Source organism: Pseudoalteromonas holothuriae (genome assembly GCF_945859825.1).
Classification (GTDB): Bacteria; Pseudomonadota; Gammaproteobacteria; order Enterobacterales; family Alteromonadaceae; genus Pseudoalteromonas; species Pseudoalteromonas holothuriae.
This window is the reverse complement of record NZ_CAMAPC010000038.1, coordinates 1-10,125: the sequence shown is the minus strand read 5'-3', so window position 1 is coordinate 10,125 and position 10,125 is coordinate 1. Positions and strand designations below refer to the sequence as shown.

Sequence of the window (10,125 nt, the reverse complement as noted above, 5' to 3'; positions counted from 1 at the left end):
CACGGTCAAAAGGTACGTTACACATATTACGATAACGGCTGGTTAAAAACCATCAAAGATGAAACCACTGGGGCTTACTCGTATTTTGAATACGACAAGGCAGGGCGCAGGATACTTGAGCAAACCCAAACACAAGATGATTTAAAACGAATAATGCGCCAGCAAACTATCACCAACTATGATAGCCATGGCAGGATTGAAAGCACCACAACGAATGTGTTCAAAGATAGTGACACTGTTGAAGTAACCACGCCTTGGCAAGAGGGGCAAACGATTTCACGAGTAACCTATCAGTACGACGCAGTAGGTAACCGCCGCAGTATGCGCGTTGAAAACGGCTTGCTCGGTGAGATAACAGGCAACCCACCTGATGTGTTTTACGGGGAGCTCGTTGGCGCACAAGAGAACACCGAGCTTGATAGTGACACGGGTAGTGTTGCACAGTTTTTTGAAGCGCTACAAATAGATAGCCTGCGTTATTCAATTGATAAAATTGCCATACAAAGTACCAGCAACCCCGAAATTTGGGCTCAGTTACATGACCCTCGCATTGAAGATGTTGAGTTTACCAGCGCTGGACTTTTAACTGGCACACCATCGTATGATTCATCCGGAGTGTACAGACTGTACATTAATGCCACCGATAGCACCAAGCAGCCAAATAAAGTATACAAAGGCGAAATTATCTTCGAGATTGAAGATATCCCTGCGGCGATAGAAATTAAACCTATCCCTAAACAAGAGCAAAGGGAGGGTGAGTCGGTTAATATTGATTTAAGTGAATATTTTGCAATAAGCAACCCACAAACACGAGATATTCAGTTTGAGCTTATTGACTTACCAGCGGCGTTAAGTGACTTATCAATCAATAATCAAGGGGTTATTTCGGGCCCGCTGTCCTATGACAGCCATAGCGGTTATACGGTTAAGGTAAGAGTATTAGATAAGAATGATGAAACGGCTGAGCGCCTAACTCAGTTTGAGCTACTCGTTAAAAACACTGAAAGGTTGCAATTTGATGAGGAACAAAAAACGACAATGACCCTTGAGGAGTTTTTTCCGTCTTTGGTGGGTAAACCTGAGTTTCAAGCATTATTGGCTTCAGGAACGTTGAGGCTAAGTGGGGATGCACATTTTGCAACATTGTCCGAAGACAAGCGTAGTGTCACTTTTACTATGCCTGCCGAATTAGTAGAAAACGTAAGCTCTAAGCGCTTTTCATTGTTGGTAGAGCTAATGGAGTCAAACCCAGAGGCGGGAAATCGGGTTATTTCAGGGCATGAAGCTTTTTATCATATCACTGTTAATAATACGCACAAACCAAACCAAGCGCTTAATGCAACGGGGGGGGTTATAAGTCGCGGTGTAATGGAAAATGGAGCACTTGAGATTAGGTTGGGAGACTATTTTGAAAATAACGATTTAGACCCATTAAATTATGTGGTTAAGGTTTATAAGCAGTACTACGAAAATGTAGGGGGTGAGTTTGAACTCAAGACCCGAGAACTACCGTCAGCTAACTGGGTCTCAATTGCTAAAGGAAGTTCACCTGAGCAAGATGTACTGAGTATTAGCCCGCTGCTGGGAGATTCTAATTCTAATCCTTACAAAGTTGAAGTGATCGCGACAGAAAGTAATAGGTTAGAGCCAAACACGGCTATAAAAACATTTTCAATAAAAGTTGATGATTACCAGCCGCCAATTAGTGCACGGAAAATACCCACTATAACGCGAAAAGAAACGGATGACGTTGATTATAATATAAGCCTTTTTTTCAACACCTACCCAACTGACAGAGAGTTGACCTATTCAGCATCAGGTTTACCTGAAAACGTCAGTATTGATGCGCACAGTGGTTTAATATCTGGCGTGCCCGGCCTCAATACTACAAATAAAAGTAAGGTAGTGAAATCTATCGAAGTTATAGCAACAGACAGAAATAATAATAAGATTTCCACTAAATCAAGTTTTTATCTCAATATCCATAATGTGCCTTACATTACTATCGATGAAGGGGCCGAGCCTCGCAGATTGTCTTTATTAGATATTGCTGATGGTGGAATGTTCTCTTATGAAATATCAAGAGGTACTGCCCCTGATCATCACTTTGAAGGAAATCAGTTAGTATTAACGCCAACGGATACAGATGGAGATGGTGGCGTTAATGCGAATGGGCGCCTATATCACTTTACTGTTCGTGCTACCGAAATAAATACCGATATGGGCACAAGCGGTACGCGAGATTACTATGTTTACGTTAATAACACCCAGACGCCAAACCAAGCGCATACGGCCAAGTCTGGTGCGGGATTCCCCAGTAGTTTCAAAGAAGGTGTCACTTATTCAGATATATCTGTCTCATCTTTGTTTAATAACCCTGACAATGATGAATTAGAATATACAGCAGATATAAGGCGAATGCATGATGGTAAAACCAGTATCCCAGGCGTTACGCTGTCCAAAGCGGGGATTTTGTCAATATCACCAAATATTGGCCAAGCAGCGGGCGTTTATGAGGTCGATATTATCGCCACTGAAAAACATCGCAACCCAGCCAATGTCGCATCTAAGCGTATTGAAATAATAATAGCAGGTTATAAAGCACCCATTGAGCTTAAAAATGGTAGCTACATTCCAAATCAAAGTGGCACCGAGCTTGGTGTTGATGTCAACATTGCAAATTACTTTAAAACAGACAGCATAGATAGAAAGCTTAAATTCGAATTCGAGCTACCCAGTGCGCTTAGTAAACTCGAAATAGACGAAGTTAACGGCAGAATTCATGGCGCCCCAGGCTTTGATGTTGCGAGCAGCAACTATCGAGCTTTGCCAATCACCGTCACTGCGGTAGATGTGAGTGACGCCTCAATAAGTTTAACAACGACATTCGATCTTAATATTTTTGACGTTCCCTATTTTGAGATAAATGAAGGAGTGGAAGAAACATTTAACTTAAAAGATATGCATGGAAAAGATGGACAGCCATCAGGAGCAAGGTATGAAATTGACGTCGATGAAAAGCCGTCATTTGCAATTATAAATAATAGCGCGGGTACACTAACCCTTAAACCCAGTCCAACAGATGGGCCTCGTTTATACACATTTACTGTAGTATCAAAGTATAAAGATGGCCTTTATGAAATGGAAAAGCAACGTACTTTCAGAATATTAGTGCTCGACACCCAAACACCAAATAGAGCACCTACAGCGGCAGACTCAACTAGGGATTGGGATGAGAATGAGGTCATAGATATAAATAATGGCAGTATTACAGGGTTGTTCTCAGACCCAGATGGAGATGCACTGGTTTATAGCGTTAGATATGAAAAACTTGTTTATGAGTCAGGGGAAGATAAATATAAACCAAGCTCAGCACCGAGTGGCTTGTCTTTTAATGCGCAAGGGGGGTATTTCCATGGCACTCTGGATAAAAGTCGCACGGTAAATGGTACGGCAACTGGCGGCAGCTATGGTAGTTACAGGGCCTATATAACGGCAACCGAAAAGCATAGAAACCCAGCTAATAGCGTCATAGCAACGGTTGGTATTAGAATAGCCCCATATGTGGTGCCTATTAAAGCTGAGCGTATTCCAGGACAAAGGCATCTCGAAACCGACTATGTTAACTTACCTATTTCAAGTTATTTTACAAAAGACAGTTCAAATCGTGAGCTACGATATACGCTGGTAAACGGTTTAGGTGATTTACAAATAAACAATGTAACAGGTGTGATTTCTGGCCAGTTAGATGAGTCTGACATTGGTAATCATAGCTTAAAGGTTCGAGCATATGACAAAAACAATCACAATATATATGCAGAGGCAAGTATTCATGTGACCGTGAGTAACATTCGTGAACTTAATATGAAGCTGCCAGCATCCAAAACACTGTCGCTCGCAGACTTTGGCGCAAACTACTCAGGAATGAGGCTAAAATTGAGCGCTAATAATGCGCCCTTTGTACGCGCAGCTAACTCTACTGCAATCTCGATTAACCCAACAGCTTCACATGCTAGAAGTGCACCATATAGCTTTGAGGTGACAGTGCAAAGATATGAAGGGGAGTTTGGCAGATGGATAAACGAAGGTCGTTATGCATATAGTGTTACTGTCGCTCAACAGAATATGACACCCACTATCTCGGCATTGACTGTTGATAGTACGGTGGAGAAAAGTAAGTCTATTACTGCAAGCGTTACAGCCTCAGACAGTGATGGATACATTAAGCAATACCAGTGGGATACATCGAGCAACTTATACATTGTAGGTAGTGGTTCGTCAATTAGCCTAAAAGGACGTACCTTGGGTCAAGGTACTGTTCGTGTGCGTGCACTGGACTCGGATGATGTATGGAGCCAATGGGTTGAACGGAAAGTGACCGTTACTAAATCGTCTACTGCGCCCATCGCATCAATAAGTGGCTTACACGGCATGGTAACAGGGCAGTCAATTACCATTACTGCCAACGTGTCTGATGTTAACGACACCGCATTTACCTATAAATGGCGGACATCTCAAGGTCTTAAAGAGTCTGGCAGTGGTGCTAGCGTAACAATCAAAGCGGTTGGCAGTGGCCAGCAGTATGTTAGCTTAGAGGTGATAGATGCTAAAGGTGAGTCAAGTGGTGTAATTACTCGATATATTGATGTTTCTTCGCCGTTTGACGGCCCGGGTTTGACCGTATCGAGCAACAGAGTGCAAGTTGGTCATTACGCAACTGCAACCTCTGGCAATTTAAATGGCAATGCGGTGCAGTATGAATGGCAATCTTCATCCAATTTAAGCGTGTCTGGTTCTGGACGAACGGTGTCGTTTTCGCCTATGACGACAGCAGGCAATCATTGGATTAGAGTGCGCGCGCAAAATGACAGTATGCAATGGAGTGAATGGTCTTCTGTGCCATTTATAACTGGGTATGTACCTCAGCCAGTACCAGTACCAGTGCCAGCGCCTGTACCAGCACCTATACCAGTGCCTGTGCCAGCACCTATACCAGTGCCTGTGCCAGCACCTATACCAGTGCCTGTACCAGCACCTATACCTGCACCTGCACCTGTGCCTGTACCAGTGCCTGTACCAGTGCCTGTACCAGCACCTGTACCAGTGCCTATACCAGTGCCTGTGCCTACACCACAACCAACACCAATAATAACAGTGCCTAAGCCAACTCCAATTTGGGGCATTCCCAAACCAGGTGGGCCAGAAATCATGAGTTTTAGCGCATTATCAGCGGGCGTGTCGTTTAGACATGCAGACTCGAGTCGCTTACCAAAAGCGATTATGCTTCGAGCACAAAGTACGCCAATGATAGCTAATAATGTACAACCAACCTCGGTGCCTAACACCAGCAACAAACAAGGCAAATTAAATATTAAAAAATATTGGTTCACCTACGATAATAACAACCGTGTTGTGGTGGATGGTGGCAGTTTAGGGAATAACCAAATAGGCATAAACAAACAAGGACAACATATTACCTATAATGCAGCAGGGCAACAGCAGCTAGTGATTGGTGATAAAGGCACCCGAGCGCAGCACTTTATGTACAATAGCTGGGGTCAGGTATCTACAACTCGTGATTACTTTAATCAATACAACTCTGACTTGTTTTCAATGCGCAGTACGCTTGCGAACAATCCGGTACATGAAAATTGGCGTTTAGCGAGCCAGTTTAACTATAACGCCATGGGCATGGTGACAGAAAAACGTGATTACTTTGATGCCAATATTTATTCACCACATAAGCAAAGTGACTCAGAAGGCGTTTATAGCTGGACCACCAAATTATACTACGGCGGTGAAATTCGAAGTATTACTGAGACCGACTATAATAAGTCGGGTGAGTTGATAAGTACCCGTGAACAAGGCTTGAGAGAGGGGGTTAAAGTAAAGCTAGACTCGTATGTAAATTTACACCCTTCAGAGCCGAGCGGAAACAATCCTGCGCTAAAAATTATGCATACTAACAATGCATGGTCTAGTGAAGATTTAAGGGCGCTAAGTGATACCAGCAACTACGTCTATCATTCAGCGGGGAACGTAGCGCGTTACACCTATCACCAATTTAAGCATACGCCAGCGGGGTCTAATTTATTAATTCGTCACTTTAATAAAACGTATCAAGGGCGAGAAGAGTATGTTGAGACCGTAACACAAGGTAAGCGTGATGTTGTGCATGAGGGTAGTAAAGATTTATATGATTCACAGACCAAAACTAGTTACGACGCAAACGGTAACCGTACACGTATAGAAGAAAACATCACCGACAGTCGTTTAGCGGGCACGAACCAAAAGGTTAACGCTCGCTATATGCGTTTTGATGCTGAAGGTAAGTTGCTTTCAAAAGTGACAGGTGAGCAAAACCACTTACTCAGCGCAGATGACTTTGATACCTTCGGGCAAACGGGTGACGCACGCACAGGAGAGGTGATTGATTGGGATAATTCGGTAGCGCAAAATGTGGGGTTTGAAGAAGACTCAGTGGGTAATAACCGCTTAGCAGGCAGCTATTACATTCATAGCGGCGGGCAATACTTAGGCGAGCTAAGTAAGTCGGGTATTAATACCATAAAAGACAATCACTTTAGCGCACCAACTAGCCAAGATGCCAGCATTATGGCGCGCCACACGGTACTTGCAGGAGAAACGAAAGAAGACGCAGCAGATAGCTTAAAGAGTATTGCAAAACAATACTACGGCAGTGAAAGCTTATGGTATTTAATAGCCGATGCCAACGGCATAGGGCTAGGCTCAAAGCTTGAAGAGGGCAGCCAACTGGATATACCTGCCAGAGCCAATCAGTTCAACAGCCATGATAGCTTTAAGCCTATGAACTTAGGTGATGCAATAGGCAGCACAGACCCCTCAGTGCCGTATATTCCGCCAGCGCCACAGGCCGGATGTAATGCCGTAGCCAGTATTATTATGATAGCGGTTGCGGTGGTAGCGACTATTTATACAGCAGGTGCAGCGACCGCAATGTTTAGTGCAACAGCAACGGCAGGTGGCGTAGGTGCTGCGGGTGTTGCCGCTATGGGAGGAGCAGTTACAGGTCTGTCAGGTGCAGCAGCATTTGGTGCAGCAGCAGCTTCTGCGGCAATTGGCGGTTTTGTAGGCTCGGCGGTATCACAAGTTGTGGGTAAAGCCATGGGGGCAGTGGACAGCTTCTCACTGAAAAATGCATTTGCGTCAGGCTTAACCGCGGGCGCTACGGCAGGCATGGGCAGTGCTTTGGGAACAGTTAAAGATGGCGCAAGCGGGTGGCATTTAGCAGGAAGAGCGGCAGTACAAGGCACAACAACAGCAATTAGTTCCGTTGCAGCCAATAAATTAGTAGGCAACCAAGCAAGCTTTAGATGGGGCAATGTAGCCGCATCAGCACTGAGTTCAGCCATAACGGGAGATTCAGGGGTAATAGGCCAAAGCCCTATGAACCCAATAACAGGTATAGTAAACTCAGGTGTGCGTTACGGCGCAGACAAGCTCTTTGGTAATCAGGCAAGTTGGAACTTTGGTAATGTTGCGGTAGATGCATTTGGCAATGCGATTGGTAATTCTATCGTTAGCGGATTAAGTAAGCCGCCACAAATGTTTGAAGCTGAGAAAAAAGGCAGAGCTAAGTTAGCTGCTGCGATGCAAGGTATTTCAGATAAAACAGATGCGATGACTGATGCTCGTATTGCTGAACTTGCGGAGCAAACAGGTAATGCAGCAGGATTAGATGCTGCTAATAAAGTACCTGCTCCAACGGAAGTGAGTGTAAGGGATAGAACGCGAGACGTAAGTGGGCTTAATGCATTGAGTGCAAAGTATAGCGCTGATATTGCCGCTAAAACATTGCATGGTCAGAAAACAACATATCGGGTTAATCAATTAGTTGCTGAAACGCAACATTTATTAGGTAATACAACCGAGGTTACATTACGTAATAGTGATGGTATTTATGGTGTACCTGAGTTATTAAAAAGACCTTCCAATGTAACTACACCTGAGCAAGAATCATTTTTATCGCAAGTTAATTCATCTTGGAATAAATTTGAAAAAGATCATCCATTTTTAAGTGAAGTCTTAGGTAAGAGTGCAATTATAGGCACTGGTATGGGTATCGGTCGCGATATTTATAGTTCTTTTCCAAAATCTAGTCAGAGCTTAATGTATGGTTTTGGTAATACTCCTAAAGGTTATGGCTTTACTGGATTTACAAATAAAGGTTATGGGCAACTCTATAATTTAAATTCTGGAAATTATATTTCTGAGGTCAAACCTTCACTTTCAACAAACGTTAAATTGGCGCAATTATCTGGAAGTTTAAACTCAGGAGCTAAAACTGGAGGTTTCTGGGGGGCTGGCTTTGCGGTTGCAGGACGTACTCTTGATTATGGTTTAGATCCAAATAAAAATATTATTAGTTCTGATTTTGCTAATGATGTTAAATGGGATGTAGCAAAAGGAAGTGTAGCTGGTATTGCTGGGGGGTATGCTGGAGCAGCCACTACAGCCGCAGTAACTGGGCTTGCGATGTCATCTATGGCAGCAGGAGCAACTATAGGTACCACTATACCAATTGTGGGCACTTTGATTGGTGCTGGTGTTGGTTTTGCAGTCGGTTGGGGAGTTTCATATCTTATAGAAGATGGTGTATATAAACCTTTGGGGTTTAGAGATTAAGCTCTAGGTTGGGGCTATACTTTGGATAACCAAATTAACTCTAACCATTAACAGAGTTAATTTGGTTTTTATATTGTTTACTCAATAACTTTTAGTTTTTCAAACAGTAAGAGAAGTAGGTTTTAAATGGATAAAACACCAATTACCTTAAAAGAATACAGTGAACCTGTAACAGAGTTACAGAACATAAATGGGGCTATGGTTATTTTGTTTGCTACTTTAATTCCTACATTACATTCAAATGTAACTACAAATGAATTAAAGGTTGTTCATTGGCTTTTTTTATTAATATTCAGCTTACAAGTAGGTGGAACATTTTATTTTTATAAAAATAAAATGATTAACTCATTTAAGTTTGTCTTATGGAGAGGGCTGTTAACATTATCTATGATAATTATTGGGCAAAGTGTAGCTTATTTTTTAATTAATGATCAGCTTACTACTACAGTGTCGTATGCAATGGTGCTGCCCATATTTATACTAATTGTGTTTTCTCTCTGTAAAAACTCTATTAGTGGTGATACATCATATCGTAACGCTTTAAAGTGCGGTCGAATAAAAGTTGGTGAATGGGATTGTAATTACAAACGTAAATATGAAGTTACTAAAGAAATTAATGATTATTCGTCTACAACTTCCAGCAAAATAAAAAAAATTAGTGTTTATATCATTGGTATAGGGGCTGCTTTAGGCAGTGCTTTTTCAGGAACGTCGATTGATGTTTACTTGTTATATATTTTAGAACTAATGATTTGTGGAGGTATGGCATGGATCTTTACCTCTTCATATTGGTTAGATTTAATTTATACATTCAGAGCTGGTCTAAGCAAAATAAAAGAGTTCGATGGCACTTAAGAAGTTAAAGGGAGCAGAGTCGTTGATTCCTTCTTTTAAATGAATAAAAATAAACAAGACATATATGGACGCTCAGCCTTTGTCAAACAATACTAACCAATCGAGGTGACTTTTTAGTCGCCTCGTGCCTTTCTTATATTATTTGCCTGCTTAATTTTTAGCTTTTGAATCAACCAGTTGTGCAATGTAAAACGCTGCTCTGACATATATTCGGGCTTAACTGCATTTAGCAGTGCCCCTAATGAGCTTCGAGCCTGCATTCCCTAAAAAATAATTCACTCACTCGGCCTGTATGGCCGTGCCCATAACGGGATAGAAGAATAAACATGACACCCATTTTTATTTGCTGGTTTTTCATTTTCATTCACTGCCTATCTTTTATCTATAAGGTCAAAAGATAGGCAGCTAACATGGCTACGGCACGTAAAAGACAGGTGAGTTTGGGAACAGGGAATAAATCAGACATCCACTTTTATTTGCTTCTAACAATGCATGGTCTAGTGAAGATTTAAGGGCGCTAAGTGATACCAGCAACTACGTCTATCATTCAGCGGGGAACGTAGCGCGTTACACCTATCACCAATTTAAGCATACGCCAGCGGG

2 protein-coding genes are annotated in these 10,125 nt (G+C 42.3%); both read left to right on the top strand.

Annotation, left to right across the window (positions count from 1 at the left end):
* The first annotated feature begins 153 nt into the window (after positions 1 to 153).
* A complete protein-coding gene (locus tag OCI93_RS20560) occupies positions 154 to 8,667 on the top strand; it encodes a putative Ig domain-containing protein (RefSeq protein WP_261627211.1) in 8,514 nt (2,837 codons plus the stop codon).
* A gap of 126 nt (positions 8,668 to 8,793) precedes the next feature.
* A complete protein-coding gene (locus OCI93_RS20555) occupies positions 8,794 to 9,522 on the top strand; it encodes a hypothetical protein (RefSeq protein WP_261595493.1) in 729 nt (242 codons plus the stop codon).
* The last annotated feature ends 603 nt before the right edge of the window (positions 9,523 to 10,125 follow it).